Annotated in this window: 16 protein-coding genes; 6 read left to right on the forward strand and 10 right to left on the reverse strand. The window is 74.8% G+C overall.

The annotated features are described in order from the left end of the window. Positions 1-36 precede the first annotated feature (36 nt). The 4 genes from HUT16_RS19250 to HUT16_RS19265 all read left to right on the forward strand — a co-directional run bounded on the left by HUT16_RS19250 (position 37) and on the right by HUT16_RS19265 (position 3,508). Positions 37-1,146, forward strand: a complete 1,110-nt coding sequence (locus HUT16_RS19250; protein ID WP_176189371.1) for a hypothetical protein — start codon at positions 37-39, stop codon at positions 1,144-1,146. A 191-nt stretch (positions 1,147-1,337) separates the two neighbouring features. Continuing rightward, on the forward strand, positions 1,338-1,988 hold the full coding sequence (locus tag HUT16_RS19255) for a TetR/AcrR family transcriptional regulator (protein ID WP_176189372.1): 651 nt from the start codon (positions 1,338-1,340) through the stop codon (positions 1,986-1,988). A gap of 190 nt (positions 1,989-2,178) precedes the next feature. Then, the gene (locus HUT16_RS19260) at positions 2,179-2,985 is read left to right on the forward strand and encodes an alpha/beta fold hydrolase (protein ID WP_176189373.1); all 807 of its coding nucleotides are present in this window, start codon (positions 2,179-2,181) and stop codon (positions 2,983-2,985) included. An 88-nt stretch (positions 2,986-3,073) separates the two neighbouring features. After that, positions 3,074-3,508 carry a PGPGW domain-containing protein gene (locus tag HUT16_RS19265; RefSeq protein WP_176189374.1) on the forward strand — a complete coding sequence of 145 codons (435 nt, stop codon included), beginning with the start codon at positions 3,074-3,076 and terminating at the stop codon, positions 3,506-3,508. A 195-nt stretch (positions 3,509-3,703) separates the two neighbouring features. Here HUT16_RS19265 and HUT16_RS19270 read toward each other — a convergent pair whose 3' ends face one another. From HUT16_RS19270 to HUT16_RS19285, 4 genes are all read right to left on the reverse strand, one after another. Further along, on the reverse strand, positions 3,704-4,384 hold the full coding sequence (locus tag HUT16_RS19270; protein WP_176189375.1) for a DUF2236 domain-containing protein: 681 nt from the start codon (positions 4,382-4,384) through the stop codon (positions 3,704-3,706). Further along, positions 4,381-5,613, reverse strand: a complete 1,233-nt coding sequence (locus HUT16_RS19275) for an MAB_1171c family putative transporter (RefSeq protein WP_176189376.1) — start codon at positions 5,611-5,613, stop codon at positions 4,381-4,383. Before HUT16_RS19275 ends, HUT16_RS19270 begins: the two co-directional genes overlap by 4 nt. Beyond that, positions 5,606-6,073, reverse strand: coding sequence for a hypothetical protein (locus tag HUT16_RS19280; protein ID WP_176189377.1), 468 nt, complete (start codon positions 6,071-6,073; stop codon positions 5,606-5,608). The genes HUT16_RS19275 and HUT16_RS19280 overlap by 8 nt, the downstream gene beginning before the upstream one ends. A 104-nt stretch (positions 6,074-6,177) precedes the next feature. Beyond that, positions 6,178-6,615, reverse strand: a complete 438-nt coding sequence (locus HUT16_RS19285) for a helix-turn-helix transcriptional regulator (RefSeq protein WP_176189378.1) — start codon at positions 6,613-6,615, stop codon at positions 6,178-6,180. Positions 6,616-7,062: 447 nt separating this feature from the next. Between HUT16_RS19285 and HUT16_RS19290 the strand changes: the two genes are divergently transcribed. Beyond that, entirely contained in the window at positions 7,063-8,094 is a 1,032-nt protein-coding gene (locus HUT16_RS19290; RefSeq protein WP_176189379.1) for a glycosyltransferase, read from the forward strand. A gap of 17 nt (positions 8,095-8,111) precedes the next feature. On the opposite strand, the gene HUT16_RS19295 is transcribed toward HUT16_RS19290, so the two are convergent. The 4 genes from HUT16_RS19295 to HUT16_RS19305 form a co-directional block, all read right to left on the reverse strand. Next, positions 8,112-8,753: an SMI1/KNR4 family protein gene (locus tag HUT16_RS19295; RefSeq protein ID WP_176189380.1), complete on the reverse strand. Its 642-nt coding sequence runs from the start codon at positions 8,751-8,753 to the stop codon at positions 8,112-8,114. A gap of 38 nt (positions 8,754-8,791) precedes the next feature. Next, the gene (locus tag HUT16_RS38290) at positions 8,792-9,880 is read right to left on the reverse strand and encodes an N-acetylmuramoyl-L-alanine amidase (RefSeq protein WP_254897880.1); all 1,089 of its coding nucleotides are present in this window, start codon (positions 9,878-9,880) and stop codon (positions 8,792-8,794) included. A gap of 80 nt (positions 9,881-9,960) precedes the next feature. After that, a complete protein-coding gene (locus HUT16_RS38295; RefSeq protein ID WP_254897881.1) occupies positions 9,961-10,659 on the reverse strand; it encodes a hypothetical protein in 699 nt (232 codons plus the stop codon). A 120-nt stretch (positions 10,660-10,779) separates the two neighbouring features. After that, entirely contained in the window at positions 10,780-11,061 is a 282-nt protein-coding gene (locus HUT16_RS19305) for a hypothetical protein (RefSeq protein WP_176189381.1), read from the reverse strand. Positions 11,062-11,214: 153 nt separating this feature from the next. On the opposite strand from HUT16_RS19305, the gene HUT16_RS19310 reads away from it, so the two are divergent. Continuing rightward, positions 11,215-11,808: a TetR/AcrR family transcriptional regulator gene (locus HUT16_RS19310; protein ID WP_176189382.1), complete on the forward strand. Its 594-nt coding sequence runs from the start codon at positions 11,215-11,217 to the stop codon at positions 11,806-11,808. Positions 11,809-11,886: 78 nt separating this feature from the next. On the opposite strand, the gene HUT16_RS19315 is transcribed toward HUT16_RS19310, so the two are convergent. Further along, complete coding sequence (locus HUT16_RS19315) at positions 11,887-12,288, reverse strand: hypothetical protein (RefSeq protein WP_176189383.1); 402 nt, start codon at positions 12,286-12,288, stop codon at positions 11,887-11,889. Positions 12,289-12,308: 20 nt separating this feature from the next. Continuing rightward, entirely contained in the window at positions 12,309-16,199 is a 3,891-nt protein-coding gene (locus HUT16_RS19320; protein ID WP_176189384.1) for a tetratricopeptide repeat protein, read from the reverse strand. Between the last annotated feature and the right edge of the window lie 100 nt (positions 16,200-16,299).

A 16,299-nucleotide genomic window follows, 5' to 3' on the forward strand; every position in this document is an offset into this window, starting at 1 on the left:
CCCGCACGGGGGCGAGAACGAGGAGGCGCCAGACAGATGGCGGGGAGTCAGTTCGGTTTTCAGGTGGGCGAACTGCAGAAGATCCAACGGGACTTCGAGCAGGTCAACCAGCGGATGGAGGAGATGACCGGCAAGATCGGTCAGATCAAGGCGACGATCGCGAAGGCGGCCGCCACGGACATCTTCTCCGGCGGGATCCTCGGGGTCCTCGGCGCGGGGAAGATCCTGGCCGAGGTCGCGGGGGACGTGCGGGACATCAACGCGCGGGCCCAGGCGCTGGCCGAGGCCAAGGAGCGGCTCACCAAGGAGCTCGGTGAGGACGCGGCGAAGATCAAGAAGATGATCGACGCGTACGAGGAGACCGAGCGGAAGATCGCCGAGGACCTCAAGCGCAAGCAGAGCGAGCAGCCGAAGCCGCCCGCGCCCAAGTCGCCCGGCACCAAGATCGACGGTGTGGGCGGTGGCGGCGGCGGTGGCGGCGGTGGCGGGAGCCACCAGCCGCAGCCCTCCTCGCCCTCCACCGGGCACGGCGGCGGTGGCGGTGGCGGTACCGGCGGCGGTGACGGCGGGACGGGCACGGTGGTCGGCGGCCCGGGCGGGAAGTTCGACGGCCCAAAGCTCAAGGACCACTCGACCGGCGACTGGAAGACGAAGATCACCAACGGCAACAGCTGGGACGCCTGGTCCGACCACCGGCACCGGAAGAACGGCGAGGGCCTCGGCGTCCTGGCCCGGCCCAAGCTCGAAGGGCTGTCCGCCGAGCGCAAGGCCATGGTGGAGCGCGCCCTGGAGCGCGCCGAGCACAAGCTCGGCTACAGCCAGGGCGCCGTCACCAACGGCTACCGGGTCGACTGCTCGGGCCTGGTCTCCTGCGCCTGGGGCCTGCCCGGCCCGGGCCTGAACACCTGGGGCCTGATGGGCGGCAACGTCTCCCACCACATCACCAAGGGCGACCTCCAGCCCGGCGACGCGATGATCTCCGGCGACCACACCATCCTGTTCGCGGGCTGGGCGGACGCCGCGCACACCAGGTACATCGGCATCGAGGACAGCGGCGACGCGGGCATGGTCTCCCGGGAGATCCCCTACCCGTACTTCCACGGCGGATCGGCCTACCAGCCCTACCGCCGCAACGGCGTCGACTGACGGCGCCGGTCGACGGCCCCGCGGCAGGGCGTCCCCCGGTGGTTCCGGGGGGCGCCCTGCCGCATGAGCGGCCGTTGGTCCGAGGCGGGCGCCGTCCGGTGCGGGCGCGGGTGCGGGTGCGGTCCGGGGCGCCGTCCGCCGCCGAAAGTATACTGTACGGGGTAGTTTCCCAATGGAAGGGTTCGGTGAGGATGACCAACGCCACCCCGGGGAGCGCCCCCGCCGGGCGCCCCGAGAAGCGCGCCGCGATCGTCGCGGCCGCGATGGCCGTGTTCGGGCGCGAGGGCTACGCGCGGGCCAGCATGGACGCGATCGCCGCCCAGGCGGGCGTGTCGAAGCGCACGGTCTACAACCACTTCTCCGACAAGGAGACGCTGTTCCTGTCGGTGGCCCTGGAGACCTCCGGGGCGCTGACCGAGCGGATCGGGGAACTGGCCGCCCGCCGCCTGGACGACGTCACGGACCTGCGCGCGGACCTGATCGCCTTCGCCGCCGACCGCGCCCGGGAGGTGGTCGGCGCCGGTGACCACGCCGCCCTCGGGCGGGCGATCCGGGCCGAGGCGGGCAACATCCCGCCGGAGGCGCTGCGGGCCTGGGAGGAGGCCGGCGTCGTCGCCGCGCTGCGCGACCAGGAGGTGCGCCTGCGCCGGCTGGCGGACGAGGGGCACCTGGTGGTCGAGGACGCCGGCCTGGCGGCCGAGCACTTCATGCTGCTGACCTTCCACGGCGTCGCCGACCGCTCGTACTGGGGGACGTTCCCGATCGACGACGCGGAGATCGTCCGGATCGCCACCACCGGCGTGGACGCCTTCCTGAAGATCTACGGCGCCGCCGCCGGCTGACCCCGGCCCGCACCCGCCCGACCCGCAGGGGCCGACCGCGCCAGGTCGGCCCCTGCGGGTCTTCTCGTCGCCGGAAAGTGCACTGCACGGTGCAGTTGATTGAGTACTCTGCACGGTGTAGTTTACTTCTCGGGTCGCCGGGAACGGCGGCTCGCCCCAGGGACCAGCCTCCAGCAGAAGGACCACCGCCATGCCGATCGTCACCGTGGGCACCGCCCGCATCCCCTACCGCGTCGTCGGCGCGGGCCCCGCCCTCGTCCTCGTCCACGGCACCGGCCCCGGCTCGGGCATGTGGGACGTCCTGCTCGACCGCTTCACCGACCGCCACACCGTGCTCCTGCCGGACCTCTCCGGCAGCGTGGACGCCGAGGACGACGGCGGCGAGATCACCGTCGAGGGGCTCGCCGAGCAGGTCGCCGCCGTCATCCGGGACGCCGGGGCCGGGCCCGCCGACGTGGTGGGCTTCTCCATGGGCTCCACCGTCGCCGTCGCCACCGCGGCCCTGTACCCCGAACTCGTCCGGCACCTGGTCCCCGTCTCCGCCTGGGTCGCCTCCCGGGACGACGCCTACCTGGTCAACCTGATGCGGGTGTGGGCGGCGTCGGCCGCCGACCCGGACGCCTTCGGCCGGCTCGCCATGATCACCGCGTTCAGCACCACCTTCCTGAACTCGGTCGGCCCCGAGGCCGTCGAGGGCATCGCCGCCTACATGCGGCCGCTGCCCGGCACCCTGCGCCACATCGACCTCGACGCCCGCGTCGACCTGCGGCCCCTGCTGCCGAAGGTCACCGCCCCGACCCTGGTCGTCGGGGGCACCCGCGACGCCACCATTCCCGTCCACAACGCGCGCCGCCTGCACGCCGAACTCCCCGGCAGCTCCTACGCCGAGTTCGACACCGGCCACATCGTCTTCGCCGAGGAGCCCGAGCCCTTCCTCGCCGCGCTGCACGACTTCCTGGCCACCCCGGTGCGCGCCGGGGCCCTGGCCGGGGCGTGATCCCCGCGCTGCCCGCGCTGCCCGCGGGCCGGGCGGCGGGAGGTGTCGGGGCGGGGGGAAGCACGGGCCGTCCGGTTAGGGTGGACGGATGAGCGAGCAGCGGCGACCCGGGTACGAGGCGGATCCGACCGAGGTCCACCCGGTGGCCCGAGTCGCCCTCGTGGTGGCCGGGACGGTGCTCATCGCGGTCGGCGTGCTGCTGCTGGTCCTCCCCGGTCCGGGCATGCTCCTGCTGCTGGCCGGCATGGTGCTCGTCGCCCGGGCGGTGCCGGCCTTCGCCCGGTTCGTGGAACCGGTGCGGGTCAAGGCGATGCAGGGCGTCGAGGCGAGCGTCGCCTCCGGCTGGCGGATCGCCGGCTCGGTCCTCGCCGGGCTCGGCCTGATCGCCGCGGGCGTCGTCGCCGCGGCCGTCCCCTCGCTGCCCTTCGCGGGCTGGGCGACCGGGACCAGCCTGATCCTGTCGGGCCTGATCCTGCTGGGCCTGCTGGCCTGGAGCCACCGCCGCGTGCACGGCGCACGCTGAGCGCCCCGTCAGGGGCTCGGGGAACGGCGAGGCCGTGGCTGCTGGCGGTGCACTGCCGTTGCGCGCGTCGGCTTCCGGTTCTGTTCAGGACACGCAGCAGCACGGACACTTCGATGGGTTCCGGCCGTCAGCAGCACGGACTCGCCGTTCCCCGAGCCCCTGATGTCGCATCCCGTCGTTTCTGCCGAGGTGCTCTCAGCGGGTGAGGCGGAAGGCGAGGCGGGCGGCCGCGCGGAGGGGGAGGGGCGGGCGGGGGACGGCGAAGGCCGTGCGGAGCGGGGCGTCGAGGAGGGCGGCGGCGAAGGCGGGGGCGTGGCGGGCGAGGGGGCCGGGGAGGCGGGCGGCGAAGAGCGGGGCGACGGCGTCCCAGAGACGGCGGCCGGCCTCGCTGGGTGCGAACCTGGCGGCCTCGAACTCCCGCATCCAGGCGGCGGTCTCGGCCAGGGTGGGCCCGGCCGGCGGTGGCAGCCGCAGCGCCGCGGCGAGTTCGGCGGCGAAGGCGGCGGCCGCTTCGCGTTCGGCGGGGGTGGCGGCGGCGGACTCGACCGGGCAGACGGTGAAGCAGGCCAGGACGTAGCGCATCACCTCCTCGTCCACGCCGGGAATCCGGTGCATCGCGGCGAGTTCGGCGACGATCCCCCGCCCGGCGGGGCTGTCGACGCCGTGGCCGATCAGGGCGAACATCATGGCGCCGGTGGCCTTCGCCCGGGCCTTCGGGGCGGCGGCCAACCTGCCGGTGCCGGCCAGGACTTCGGCGATCTCGGGGACGGCGAAGGTGCGGACGAAGCCGAGCGTGAGACCGACCCGGGCGCGTTGCGGGCGGCGGTGCAGGACGAGGGCGGCGAAGGCGTCCCGCGCCGGTGGCGGGGGGTTCATCCGCGCGGGTCCAGGGCGCGTTCCAGCAGCGGGGAGCGCAGGTAGGCGGCGACCAGGACCAGGTGGGCGCGCTCCTCGGCGGGGGCGGCGTCCAGACCGGGCAGGGCGGGCTGCTCCTCGCGGGGGCGGGGGACGGCACCGGTGGCCAGCGCGGTGACGGCGGAGCGCATCGCGGTGGCGACGACCAGCGCGTCCCGGTGGGTGGGGGCGAGCGAGGCGCGGCCGGCCAGGCGCTGCGCGGCGTGCACGGCGGCGGGGTCGACGAACGGGCGGAGGGTCAGCTGGCCGTCGCGGATCTCCAGGCCGCGCCGGGTGGTGCGCCACTCCAGGTCGCGCAGGGCGATGCGCTCGCGCCAGGCGGGGGAGGGCGGGCCCTCCAGGGCGAGGCGGCGGTCGGCCCGGTAGACCAGGTCCCAGAGCGGGCGCAGGGCGCGGAAGTCGCGGCGGCGGACGGCCCAGGCGGCACCGGCCGGGCCGGCGAAGCCGCAGGTGATGCCGATCGCGCCGAGGGCGGCGAAGGCCGGGCCGAGCGCGGTGCTGAGCCACTCGGCGCCGTCCACCCCGGCGTACGCGAGGGCGATGGCGGCGATCTTGCACACCACGTAGCCGCAGGCGGTGAGCGCGCCCAGGGCGATCAGCCGGATGCCGCGGCGCAGCCAGCCGTCCGGGAGCCGGGCGGCGTGGCCGAGGCAGACCCGGCCGATGTCGATCAGGGCGTAGGCGAACAGGCCCTGGTAGAGGGCGAGGAACAGGGCGGTGGCGGTGCGCGGGGCGAAGGTGGTGTCGAAGGTGAGCGGCGTTTCGGGCCGGTACGGTCCGCCGGCCAGGAAGAGCGCGGCCAGCACGGGGACGAGGGCGGCGAAGACGGCGGTGCGGCGGCGCACCCGCTGCCGCAGCCGGTCGTCCAGCGGGGCCCAGACCTGGGTGCCGGCGCGTTCCTCGGGCGGGGTCCAGACCAGGGCGAGGACCACGGCGGCGGCGGAGAAGCCGACGATGCCGAGGTAGACGAACAGGGTGGCGAGGTTGCCGACGCCGCTGAGGCTCCCGACGGCCCGGTACAGCAGCGGGGAGGCGAGCAGGAAGGCGGTGGAGGGGGAGGCGATGGCCAGGGCGACCACCAGCAGTCCGAAGGAGGGATCGCGCCGCCAGGCCCTGAGCTTCAGGGCGGCGACCAGCCAGGCGGCGCTGCCGATACCCAAGTAGACCAGGTTGTACGGCAGTTCAGACATGCTGTCCTTTGCGGTGCTCCAGCGCGGGGGCGAGCTGGGAGGTGGTGCCGGCGCCGGGGGCGAGCACCAGGATGCGCATCAGTTCGGCGCCGAGGACCTCTGCCTCCTCCTCGGCGGCGTCGTCGTAGTGCGAGCGGCCGAGCACCAGCCGGACCATGTCCGGGTCGATGGTGGGCAGTTCGACCTCCCCGGCGCCCTGGTCGAGGAGCGCGGGGGCGGTCAGGTGGCCGCACAGCAGGTGGGCCAGTTCGTGGCAGATGATGTGCGCCCGGTGCAGTCCGGAGGTCTCCTGCTCGACGTGGACGACGTCCTCGGCGGGGAGCCGTTCGACGAAGCCGGACGGCTCGCCCACCCGCATCCGGCGCGGGGCGATCCGGATCGGGCGGTCCAGGTGGGCGGAGACCGCGGTGCACAACTCCTCGACGGTGCTCAGCGGTGGCAGGCGCAGTTCGCGCGCCACCGCCCGCATCCGTCGGCGGGTCCGCCCCAGTCCGCTCCCCACACCCCGCACGTCGACCCCTTCCGGCAACCGCCAGTGTCCCAGCGGCACCTGCTGGCGCTCCGTCACGTCTTCGGGCCGGCCTCGCCCGGCTGCCCGTCGGTCAGGCCGACGGCCCGCCGCAACTGCTCCACAATAGTGAGTGCGGCGTCCTGCATCTCCGGCGGCAGCCCGGCCGCGCGCATCGCGATCCGCTCGACCCGGGCGTCCCGCAGGGCCTCGATCTTGCGCAGGTCCTGCTCCACGGCGTGGGCGGTCTCCGAGTCGGAGAAGTAGTCGAGCGGGACGCCGAAGAACTTCGCGATCCGGACGGCGTTCTCCAGGCTCGGTTTCTGGGTGCCTTTGCGCAGGTTGCCGATGTACGTGCCGCTCAGGCCGGTGCCTTCGGCGATTTCGGTGTCCCGCCAGGGGCGGCCGAGGTCCTTGGGGTAGATCACCGCTATCAGGCGCCGGAAGCGGCTGGCGAAGTCCGGGGCTTCGGCGCGGGATGTGTCCTGGGGCATGTGCCGGATCATAGAGGGTCCTTACCCCCGGGCGTATCCCTCATCCATCCCGTTCTGCACGATCGTTGGTGGAATCGTGCGGAAAACGTGGCGACCGGTCCGGCCGGGGATCGGATCGCCGGGAAAGAATCCACGATAGTTGACACACCGTGGAGCCGGTCGGCAGGATCGGTGTCCGGATGCTCGGGCGCCGTTGCCCCACGGGGGTGGGCAGCGGCGCTCGGTGGTCCCCCGCGTCGCGGTGCCGCTTTTCCGCCGTCCGCCGACTGCCGTCCACCATCCGCCGTCCGCCATCTGCCGGATGTTCGGAGCGGCCGATTCCGCTACTTTCGCTTCACCCGCCGTTTCCGGCACGGTAGTTCGGGCCGGATAGGCTGCGCGCGTCCGCGCCCGGCGGCATTTCCGCCAGCCAATTCGGGCGCCCGGCCCGAAAGGCGCGCGCAGCCGATGGCACCCCGTCTCTCCGTCGTCGTCCCGGTGTACAACGTCGAGCGCTACCTCGCCGCCTGCCTGGACTCGATCGCCGACCAGGCGTTCGCCGACCTGGAGTGCGTCATGGTCGACGACGGCTCCACCGACACCAGCGCCGCCATCGCCGAGGCGTACGCCGCGCGCGACCCCAGGTTCCGGCTGGTCCGGCAGGAGAACCGGGGCCTCGGCGCGGCCCGCAACACCGGCGTGCGCCACCTCGCCCCCGGCGCCGAGTACCTGGCCTTCGTCGACAGCGACGACGTGGTGCCGCCGAACGCCTACCGGCTGATGGTCGACACCCTGGACGGCACCGGCTCCGACTTCGCCACCGGCAACGTGCTGCGGCTGCGCACCGCCGGCCTGGAGCCCTCGCACGTGCACGTCCGCCCGTTCGCCGAGACCAGGCTGCGCACCCACGTCGGCGAACTGCCCGGGCTGGTCACCGACCGCACCGCCTGGAACAAGGTCTACCGGCGCTCCTTCTACGACGCCGCCGGCCTGGACTACCCCGAGGGCATGCTCTACGAGGACGCCCCGGTCAGCGTCCCGCACCACTTCCTGGCGAAGAGCGTCGACGTGCTGTCCGAGCCGGTCTACCACTGGCGGATCCGCGAGGACGGCGACCGCTCGATCACCCAGCGCCGCACCGACCCGCGCGGCCTGGCCGACCGGGTCCGCTCGATCGAGCTCGTCCGCGGCTGGCTGCTCGACCGGCCCGAACCCGTCTTCCGCGAGCACCTGCGGGCCTACGACCACAACACCCTGGTCGAGGAGATCCCGATGTTCTTCTGGACCGTCCCCGAGGGCGACCACGACTACCGGTACGCCTACCACCGGCACGTCACCCGGCTGATCAGCGCCATAGGGGACGACCGGATCGACGCCCTGCCGCGCTTCCTGCGCCTCAAGTACCGCCTCACCGTGGCCGGGCGGGTGCACACCCTGGCCAACGTCCAGCGCCTGCACCGCCGGGTGCGCAACACCCGCAAGGCGCTGCGCCGGAAGTAGCGCCCGCCGTCCGCCGCTCAGCGCCGCCCGCGGGACTCCACCTCGGCGCGGGCCAGCCAGTCGAGGTACCAGGTGCGGAAGTCCGGGGCGAGCTGCGACATCAGCGCGTCCGCGGCGAAGCCGTCCTCCCAGACGCTGCCCCGGTGCGGGCCGGAGACCACCAGCCAGGAGGAGTAGCCGCAGCCCTGCTCGCCGATCTGCACCGAGCCCGCCGTCATCCGGCGGCGCAGCGTCTCCCACTCGTCGTCCCAGGCCCGGAACGCGGCCAGGTGGGCCTCCGGGTCGGCGAAGTCCGCCTCCCGGGGCTCGCGGGCGGAGTGCTCCGCGTCCAGCCGTTCGCGCTCCGTCACCGAGAGGAACTCCGCCGCCAGGTCGGCCGGTTCGTCGTCGTACTGCCCCGGCCAGCCCCAGCCGTCCGGGGTGGCGGCCAGCGGGAACAGGCCGTAGTCCGGGCCCGCGCCGCCCGCACCGACCTCGGCCAGGAAAGTGCGGTACTCGGCGGGCAGGGTGACGCCCAAATATCGTTCGGCATCGCGGAGTTGGGATTCGGTCAGCGGGTCGGCCAGGGCGAAGCCGTGCCGTCCGGAGCCGAAGGCCCGGCCGCGGTGCGGCCGGAGGGCGGTCACCCGGGCCCGGACCCCCGTCCAGTTCGTCGTCATGTGGCGGACTCTAGGCGAGGGGGCGGCCGGACGGCAGCTCAGTTTCCGGGGCAGCCCGGGGCCGCCGGACCGCCCTGCACGTCGGTCGACTTGAGGTAGGCCAGCCGGTGGTCGTAGCGGATCGGGTAGTAGGCGTCGCAGCCGACCACCAGGGTGCGGTCCTCCGGGGCGTCGCCGTCGATGTTCCGCGCGTAGTAGAAGTCGCCCGGCACCGGCTCGGCGTCCGCGGCCGGGTACGCCTGCCCGGCCGGGACGGTCGCCGACAGCGGCACCACCTGCTGGACGGGGATCGAGGGGTGCTGCCGGTAGGCGGCGGCCTCCGGGTAGGCGCGGCCGTACACCGGGATCGAGGCCGCGCCGGGGCGCGGGGTGAGCACCGTCCGGCCGGGGCGGGTGTCGGGGGCGCCGACCGAATCGGCGGGGTCGGCGAACCACGCCTTCTGCCCGCCGTACCAGATCGCCGTCCAGCCGTCGGCGGTGTCCGCCACCACGTAGTGGGTGCCGGTGACCGCCTTGTCGCGCCAGTCGGCGGCGTCCCGGGTGCCGCCGTTCAGCAGCGGGGCGTCGGCGGACGGGCCGGTGCGCAGGTAGACGAAGTTCTCCGGGCGATCCGAAGTGCCGTTCACCGGAGGGCGGTTGGTGTCGAACGCGGGGGAGACGGTGACCACCGCGCCGACGGCGGGCCGTCCGGCCGGGCCGGGCAGCGGGGCGCCCAGCAGCTCCAGGTAGTGCGCCCAGTCCCAGAAGGTGCCCGGGTCCCAGTGCATCCCGGCCACGTTCGCCTGCACCGGCCCGGGGACGTCGTCGTGCCCGAGGACGTGCTCCCGGTCCAGCGGGATGCCGTAGCGCGCCGCCAGGTGCCGTACCAGCGCGGCGGAGGACTGGTACAGCTGCTCGGAGTACCAGGTCGGCCGGTCCTTCGGGAAGGCGTAGCCCTCGTGCTCGATGCCGATGCCGTGCATGTTGAAGGTCTTGTTCCCGGCGTGCCAGGCGACGTCCCGGTTGGCCACCAGCTGGGTGACGTGCCCGTCCGAGGAGCGCACCAGGTAGTGTGCGCTGGCCTGGCTGCGGGGGTTGGCGAAGGCGGCCAGCGAGCCGTCGTAGCCGCCCTCGGTGTCGTGCAGCACGACGTACCGGATCCGCTGGCCGTCGTCCGGGCGGTTCGCCCTGGTGTAGTTCCCGTACGAGGTCGGGTCCTTCGGGTCGGTCAGGGCGTACGCGGCCGGGCGGACGTCGCAGTCCAGACCGGCCGGGCAGTCCGCGGCGGCGTCGGCGGCGCGGGGCGCCGGGCGGTCCGGCCGGTCGGGCGCACGGCGGGCGCGGCGGCCAGCCGGACGTGCTGGCCGTCGGCGGTGGTGCGCTCGGCGCCGGTGCGCAGGGTCGCGAACACCCGGTCGGCGAACGGGTTCCGCTCGTCGCCGCCGCCGAACCCGGCCACCGTTCGGTACCAGTCGCCCGGGTCGGCGCTCACGGCCCGGCCGGACTCCCGCTGGTCGTGCGCGAGCAGCGCGGCGGCGGCGCGGAGGTTCTGCGCCGGGTCGGCCGCGACCTGCCCGGCGGGGCGGCCGATCAGCGCGGCGGCCGCGTCCAGGGTGTGCAGCCACGGGCCGTCCGATCCGGCCGGGACGGCGGCCGGGTCGACCCGGGTCAGCCCGGTCACTCCGTGGTTGCCGGTGGTGCTCGGCTCGCCGCCGTGCGACTCCCACCTGGTCTGCTGGTAGGCCAGCGCCAGCAGCAGGCCCTCCGGGACGTGGAACTCCGCCGCGGCGGCGGCGAACCGGAGTTGCAGCCGGCCGTCGGCGGGCGGGCGGCCGGTGGCGGTGGCGGTGGCCGGGGCCGCGCCCAGGGCGGCGGCGACCAGGGCCGTTGCGGCGGCCGCGACGGCGGCCCGGGGCATCCGGATCACCGGTGACCTCCCTGCGGTGGGTGCCCGCGGACGTTCGCACGGGTGGTCGCGACGCTACCGGCCGGGCCCGGCCGGACGGCGCTGCGACCCGCGCCCGGACGGGTGGCCGTCCCGCGGGCCTCAGCCCCGGCGGCGCAGCAGGGCGGCCCGGGCCCGCAGCAGCGCGGGCACCAGCAGGTAGACCACGGCGGGGACGACCAGGCCGGTGATGACCAGCACCCGCAGCGGCACGGCCAGGCCCGCCAGCGGGGGGCCGAGCAGGACCTGGGCGAGCGTGATCGCCGGGTAGACGGCCAGCCAGGTGAGCAGGGCGCGGACGTGCACGGAGGGGACGGCCTGCGGCGCGGCGGTGGCGGTGACGGCGGTGGTGACGGTCGAGGGCGCGGTGGCGGTGATCGGCATGGGGGCGCTTCCTGTTCGTCTTCATCGGGAGGTCCGTCGGGAGGTTCGTCGGCAGGGAGGTGCGGCGGCTGGTCGAAAGTAACCAACCAACCAGTTGGGTGTCAACTATCCAGTTGGTTGGCGGGCGGGGCCGCTCCGTCCTAGGCTGACCGCATGACCCAGGACCCGACCTCCACCAAGCAACGGCTCCTCTCCGCCGCCCGGGAGGAGTTCGCCGCGCACGGGATCGCGGGCGCCCGCGTGGACCGCATCGCCGAACTCGCCGGCGTCAACAAGGAGCGCATCTACGGCTACTTCGGCAGCAAGCAGAAGCTCTTCGACCAGGTGGTCTCGCTGGCCCTGGACGAACTCGCCGAGGCCGTCCCGCTGCGCCCCGGCGACGACCCCGCCGAGTACGTGGGCCGGGTGTACGACTTCCACCGCGCCAACCCCGCCCTGGTGCGGCTCTCGCTCTGGGAGGGCCTGCACTACCGCGACGACGCCCTGCCCCGCGAGGAGCGCCGGGCCACCCACTACGAGCGGAAGGCCGCCGCGCTCGCCGAGACCTTCGGCACCGAGGTCTCCGCGCAGGTCACCACCTGCCTGCTGGGCCTGATCGCGCTGGCCGCCTGGCCCAGCGCGGTGCCCCAGATGTCCCGGCTGATCCTCGGCGCCGGGCCCCGGCCCGAACCCGACCTGCGCGCCCACCTGGTGGAGTTCGCCCGGCGCGCGGTCGCCGACTCCCTCCCGGCCGCGGGGAGCGCCTGACCGGGGCGCGCGCACGACGTGCCGGTGCCCCCGGAGCGGCCCCGGGACCGGCGGCCCGGCCCGGCGGCTGAGCCCGCGCTACTCCCGGCCCGGTGGCTGCTCGGAGCCCGGCGGCTGCTCGGGGCCGGCCGCGCGGAGGGTCTCCTCCACGGTGACCCGAACGATCCGGTCCCGCTCGGCCGGGCCGAGCCCGGCGTCCCGCCCGCCGTCCCGGTCGAGCTCGACCCGGACCAGCCGGGTCACCACGTCCGGCCGCGGGGCCCGGCCCTCCTTCCGGCGGTCCTGGTAGACCGTCCAGGCCAGGGTGGCGACGCTGACGATCAGCGACCCGAGCGAGACCGGGTCGAAGTACCGCTCGGGCCGGTCCGCCGCCCCGCGGGCGTGCAGGGCCGCTTCGACGTCGGTGGCGAGGGCGGGCGTGCGCCGCGTGGCCAGGCGCCGCGCCGCGGCTCGGGCGCCCGCTTCGACCGGGTGCGTCATGGGACGGGTCTCCTTCCGGGTCAGTCGGTGGGTTCCGGTTCGGGGCAGACCTGCTCGCGGACGGCGGCCGGGAGCGGCTCGCCGGTGACCTCCCGCCACACCTCCTCCAGGGCCGCCGACCCGAGCGCCGCCACCAGGCGCCGCAGGTGCCAGGGCGCCGGCCCGGTCGCGGGGTGGGGGAACTCGGCGAAGCAGGCCACGCACCTGACCATCCAGGCCAGGGCCTCCCGCTGGGCGCCCCACTGCTCGAAGAGCAGGCCGAGCTGCCCGTAGCTGGCGGCCATGCCGGGCAGGATGCGCAGCTCCTCCTTGATCGCCAGGGACTTGCGGTGCCACTCCCAGGCCTCCTCCAGCCGTCCCTGCAACTGGGCGATGATGCCCAGCTGGTGGTAGCTGCGGGCCATGCCCGGCAGGTTGCCCAGCTCCTCCTTGATCGCCAGCGACCTGCGGTGCCACTCCTCGGCCTCCGCCAGCCGCCCCCACTCCTGGGCCACCCGGCCGAGCTGGTGGTAGCTGCTGGCCATGCCGGGCAGGTTGCCCAGCTCCTCCTCCATGGCCAGCGACTTGCGGTACCAGTCCTCGGCCTCCTCCAGCCGCTCGCCGAGCTGGGCGACGATGCCGAGCTGGTGGTAGCTGCTGGCCATCCCCGGCAGGTTGCCCAGTTCCTCCATGATGGCCAGCGACTTCCGGTACCACTCCCTGGCCTCCTCCAGCCGCCCCCACCCCTGGGCGACGATGCCCAGCTGGTGGTAACTGCCCGCCATCCCCGGCAGGTTGCCCAGCTCCTCCTTGATCGCCAGCGACCTGCGGTGCCACTCCTCGGCCTCCGCCAGCTCCCCCCGGTCCTCGGCGACCATGCCCAGCTGGTGGTAGCTGCCCGCCATCCCCGGCAGGTCCCCCAGCTCCTCCTCGATGGCCAGGCACTTGCGGTACCACTGCTCGGCCTCCGCCAGCCGTCCCCGGTCCTGGGCGACGATGCCCAGCTGGTGGTAGCTGGTGGCCATCCCGTGCCGGTTGCCCCTCTCCTCCTCGATGGCCATGGACTGCCGGTACCACTCCCCGGCCTCCGCCAGCCGCCCCCGGACCTGCGCCACGATGCCCAGCTGGTGGTAGCTGGTGGAGAGGTGGCCGCGCTGCCAGTCGCTGGTCGGCTGCTCGCGCAGCGCCTGCAGGATGTCCCGGTAGGTGCTCTCGGCCTGGTCGAGCCGGTGCGCGTCGATCTGCCGGCTGGCCTCGGACCCGACCAGGAACATCCACAGCGCGCCCGCCGGGGTGTCCAGGAGCGGCGGGGTGCCGTCGGAGTCCTCGACGGCGACCCGCACCCGGTCGACCCAGCCGCGCGCCTCGACGAACAGCCCCCGGATGTCCCAGTAGGCGTCCAGCGGGATCACCACGCGGACGGCCTGCTCCCACAGGCCGTGGTCGAGGGCGTAGCCGAGCAGGTTGCCCAGCGTCCGCCGCTGGAGGTCGATCAGGGCGACCGCGAACTGGGCGTTCCCGCCCGTCAACTGCCGCTCCAGCCACACCGAGAGGTCGGTGTAGGCGTTCAGCAGGGCGAGGGTGGCCGCCCGGCGCTGCCCGCCGTGGCCGTCCGGCTCCTCGTGGCGCCACCGGGCGGCGAGGTAGGCGGGCAGCGCCGGGTGGATGCGGTACATGCCGCCGCCCAGTTCGGTGAGCAGCCCGATCTCCACCGCGCGCCGCAGCAGCCGGTGCCAGTCCTCCGCGGTGCAGCCCCGGAAGCGTTCGGGGACCGCCGGGTCCTGCGAGAGGAGCCCCAGCACGTCGGCGTCGGCGACGCCGTGGAACAGGCTGAGCGCGGTCATCCTCCGCTGGTCTGCGGCGGGCAGGTGGTCGAAGGAGTAGGCGATCCCGGCGGACAGCGAGCCGCTCTCGTGCTCCGGCAGCGGATCGGTGCCCTGGAGCCCGGCCAGCAGGTCCTGCGGATCGCGGGCGTCCAGGTGCGGCAGCACGATCCGCATGCTGTCGGGGTGCCCGGCCAGCCACTGCATGAGCTCGCCGAACGAGCGCTGCTCGCGCCGCCGCCCGGCCCGCGGGTAGGGGGCGAGCAGCAGCTCGGCGTACTGGGTGGCCTCCTCGGCCTCCAGGCCGGGGACCTCGATCCGGCGCACCTCGCCGAGCCAGGTCTCGGGGGTGCGGCTGGTGATGACGACCGCGCTCCGGCCGTCCCGGGCGACGTGCTCCAGGAAGCCGCGCAGGGCGCCGCGGTCCTCCTCGCTCAGGGCGGGGGTGGCGGCGGTCGGGTCGGGCATGGTGTGGACGGACTCGAAGTTGTCCCAGAGCAGCAGCAGCCGCCGGGTCGCCAGCAGGTCCTCGACCACGGCCCGCCGCTCCGCCGGGTCCTGGAGGCGGGCGAACTGGGCGCCGTACACGTGCAGGCCGATGTCGGTGACCACGCCGTCCAGCCCGAAGGAGGCCACGCCGGGCTTGAAGGAGTGCCAGAGCACCCACTCGGGCCGGTCGACCGCCCCGGTGTCCCGGCACCAGCGGCCGAACGCCCGGGCCAGCTCGGTCTTCCCCACGCCCCCCGGGCCGTGCAGCACCACCACGCGCTGCAGCCGGGCGGCCACGTCCAGGGTGTACAGCAGCCCGTCCCGGCCGACGAACGCGCCCGCCGGGGCCAGCCCCTCGGCGGGGCCGGCCCCGCCCGCCGGGCGCTCGCGGATCCGGTCCAGGACCGCCCCGAGCGACTCCTCGCCCGCCCGCTCGGTGCGCAGCCCGGGGAAGGACACCTCGCTGCGCGCGTACAGCACCGGCACCATCCAGTCGGCCAGCGGCAGCAGGCCCTTGGGCGAGGGGCGCCGGTCGTGCTCGGCGAGGCGCAGGCGGCCGGCGGCCACCGCGTCGGCCACCCGGTCACCGGCGAACAGCCGCTCGTAGAAGGCCGCCATGAACTCGGCCGCGGCCACCGCGTACACGCTGTACGCCATCGCGACGACCGCCCCGGCGCCCTCCTGCAGCAGCCGGGTCGCCACCGCCGCCTCCAGCTGCGAGCCGATCACCGCGGACTGGCAGGCGTTCAGGATCACCACCGGCACCCGGGCCCGTGCCAGCACCCGCGCCACCTGCTCGACCGGCACCAGGTCCGCGCCGCCGCCCGGCCGCTCGAACGCCAGCATCCCGCGCGGGCCGGGGCCGGTGAAGGTCAGCGCGTTCCAGCCGCTCGCCGGCCCGGCCGGCTCGCCGAAGACCCCGTGCCCGTCGAAGTGCACGATCTGGAACGGCCGGCCCGCCGCCCGGGCCTCCGCCAGCACCTCGCCGAGCCGCTCCAGGGTCGGCGGGCGCAGCACCACCAGCTCCACGCTCCCGCGCACCGCCTCCAGCCGGTGCAGCAGCGGCCGGGCGATCATCCGGTAGCCCACGTCCGCCTCGCCGTGCGGACGGGAGATGACCATCAGCACCCGCAGCCGCGAACCCCCGACCGTGAAGACCTCGCCCAGCTCCGCCGAGGGCAGGCTGCGGGTCACCGCGACCCGGTCCAGCGCGACCGGCGTCGGCCGGCCCGGGTCGGCCATCAGCTCCCACGGCAGCCCGAGCAGCTGCGGCGTCCGGGAGCGCAGCACGATCTCCAGCGACCCGCCGCCGGTCCGCGCCCGCGCCCTGGCCCGCACGTAGGCGCTCCTGGCCGGCCCCGCCCCGAACAGCGCCTCGAACACCCGGGCCCCCCACTCCGGCAGCCGCCCGGCGATCCGCGGCCCGCGCTCGCTGTACACCCCGAACGGGGCCCGCAGGTACTCCTCCAGGTACCACCGCAGGTCGTCCAGCGCCCGGGCGTCCAACGGCCACTCCAGCGGAACCGGCTCACCCACCTGGCTCGGGAACGCCTCCCCGCCGCGCCACTCGGACACCACGACCAGGCCGTCCGCGGTCAGCTCCACCAGCAGTCGCTCCACCCCGGCCCCCATCCCCAGCAATTGCGGACAACCCATCAATTACCCACCCGAGCCGGTGAGTAGTGACCGGTTCCCGCCCCTGCCGGAAGAACACCCGCAC

The sequence above is a fragment of the Kitasatospora sp. NA04385 genome (genome assembly GCF_013364235.1).
GTDB lineage: Bacteria > Actinomycetota > Actinomycetes > Streptomycetales > Streptomycetaceae > Kitasatospora.

Coding starts and splice junctions, on each gene's coding strand:
- HUT16_RS19250 (WP_176189371.1), top strand. CDS start 37: ATGGCGGGGAGTCAGTTCGGTTTTCAGGTGGGCGAACTGCAGAAGATC.
- HUT16_RS19255 (WP_176189372.1), top strand. CDS start 1,338: ATGACCAACGCCACCCCGGGGAGCGCCCCCGCCGGGCGCCCCGAGAAG.
- HUT16_RS19260 (WP_176189373.1), top strand. CDS start 2,179: ATGCCGATCGTCACCGTGGGCACCGCCCGCATCCCCTACCGCGTCGTC.
- HUT16_RS19265 (WP_176189374.1), top strand. CDS start 3,074: ATGAGCGAGCAGCGGCGACCCGGGTACGAGGCGGATCCGACCGAGGTC.
- HUT16_RS19270 (WP_176189375.1), bottom strand. CDS start 4,384: ATGAACCCCCCGCCACCGGCGCGGGACGCCTTCGCCGCCCTCGTCCTG.
- HUT16_RS19275 (WP_176189376.1), bottom strand. CDS start 5,613: ATGTCTGAACTGCCGTACAACCTGGTCTACTTGGGTATCGGCAGCGCC.
- HUT16_RS19285 (WP_176189378.1), bottom strand. CDS start 6,615: ATGCCCCAGGACACATCCCGCGCCGAAGCCCCGGACTTCGCCAGCCGC.
- HUT16_RS19290 (WP_176189379.1), top strand. CDS start 7,063: ATGGCACCCCGTCTCTCCGTCGTCGTCCCGGTGTACAACGTCGAGCGC.
- HUT16_RS19295 (WP_176189380.1), bottom strand. CDS start 8,753: ATGACGACGAACTGGACGGGGGTCCGGGCCCGGGTGACCGCCCTCCGG.
- HUT16_RS19305 (WP_176189381.1), bottom strand. CDS start 11,061: ATGCCGATCACCGCCACCGCGCCCTCGACCGTCACCACCGCCGTCACC.
- HUT16_RS19310 (WP_176189382.1), top strand. CDS start 11,215: ATGACCCAGGACCCGACCTCCACCAAGCAACGGCTCCTCTCCGCCGCC.
- HUT16_RS19315 (WP_176189383.1), bottom strand. CDS start 12,288: ATGACGCACCCGGTCGAAGCGGGCGCCCGAGCCGCGGCGCGGCGCCTG.